The organism is Oleiphilus sp. HI0086 (assembly GCF_001635225.1).
Genome location: NZ_LWFZ01001113.1, coordinates 1 through 1316, shown reverse-complemented (window position 1 = coordinate 1316; position 1316 = coordinate 1). Strand labels below are relative to the sequence as shown.

Here is a 1316-nt window from a genome sequence, read left to right as displayed (position 1 = left end):
AATACTTGTATTGCATGTAATCAGGCATGTTTGGATCACACTTTTCAGATGAAAAGGGCGTCGTGCTTGGTGAATCCTCGAGCTTGTCATGAAACTGAGTTGAAATATTTGCCGACTCAGGACAAGAAGCGAGTTGCGGTTATCGGTGCGGGGCCAGCAGGCATGTCTGCTTCAACGGTATTGGCTGAGCGGGGTCATCAGGTGAGTTTGTTTGATGCAAGCGACAAGATTGGCGGGCAGTTTAACATTGCCAAGCAAGTGCCGGGCAAAGATGACTTTAATGAGACCATGCGCTACTTCGGTAAGATGATTGAAAAGTATGGCGTTGACCTTCGTTTGAATACTTGGGTTGAAGCCGAAGACCTCATCAAAGAGGGGTTTGATGAGGTGATTGTCGCCACGGGTATTTCTCCTCGAACGCCTCCAATTCCTGGTGTTGAACATCAAAAGGTTATGAGTTATCTGGATGTTTTGCGTGATAAAAAGCCTGTTGGTGAGAAAGTAGCCATAATTGGTGCAGGCGGTATTGGTTTTGATGTTGGTGAGTTCCTAGTTCATAAGCACGGAGAAACGCCAGAGGCCGAAAAGCAGCAGTGGTATAAAGAGTGGGGGGTTGATACGCAGCTGAACAATCGTGCAGGCCTAATTGATCCTCAGGTCTCTGCCCCAGAGCGTGAGGTGTTCCTGCTACAAAGAAAAGAGAGTGCTCTAGGTAAGAATCTAGGCAAGACTTCTGGTTGGGTTCATCGAGCTGTGCTTAAGCAAAAGCATGTCACCATGATTCCTGGTTGTCAGTATGATCAGATTGATGACGAAGGCTTGCACATCACAGTGAACGGTAAGTCCCGCACTTTAGAGGTAGATAACGTGATTTTGTGTGCAGGACAGGACTCAAATCGTAAGTTGGCAGATGCTTTGTTGGAAGCGGGTGCTGAGGGTAAAGGGATGAAGGTTCATGTTATCGGTGGTGCAGACCTCGCAGCTGAGCTGGATGCAAAACGAGCCATTGACCAAGGTTCCCGTTTGGCCGCTGAAATTTAATCTCTATAGAGGCTTTTATAAACTAGGCTGCCTTAACCCAATTGATGAAGTCTGACTGATTCATCGGTTTTGCAAAAAGGTAGCCTTGAACTCCTTTTACATCCTTCTTACGCAGTACTTCAAGCTGTGTTGGTTGTTCAATTCCTTCGGCAATAACTTCAAAGTGGAAGTGTTTCGATAGTGCGATAACGGTATCTATCACTCCGTGTGTCGACGGTTCATCAGACAAGGTGCTGATAAAGCTTTTATCAATTTTGATTTCGTTCACAGGCAGG

2 protein-coding genes are annotated in these 1316 nt (G+C 46.3%); one reads left to right on the top strand and one right to left on the bottom strand.

Features of this window, described 5'->3' with window-relative positions:
* The coding region (locus A3756_RS19650) for an FAD/NAD(P)-binding oxidoreductase (protein ID WP_156490619.1) at positions 1–1041 on the top strand (1041 nt) is incomplete at its 5' end.
* Positions 1042–1063: 22 nt separating this feature from the next.
* On the opposite strand, the gene A3756_RS19645 is transcribed toward A3756_RS19650, so the two are convergent.
* The coding region (locus A3756_RS19645; RefSeq protein ID WP_156490618.1) for an EAL domain-containing protein at positions 1064–1316 on the bottom strand (253 nt) is incomplete at its 5' end.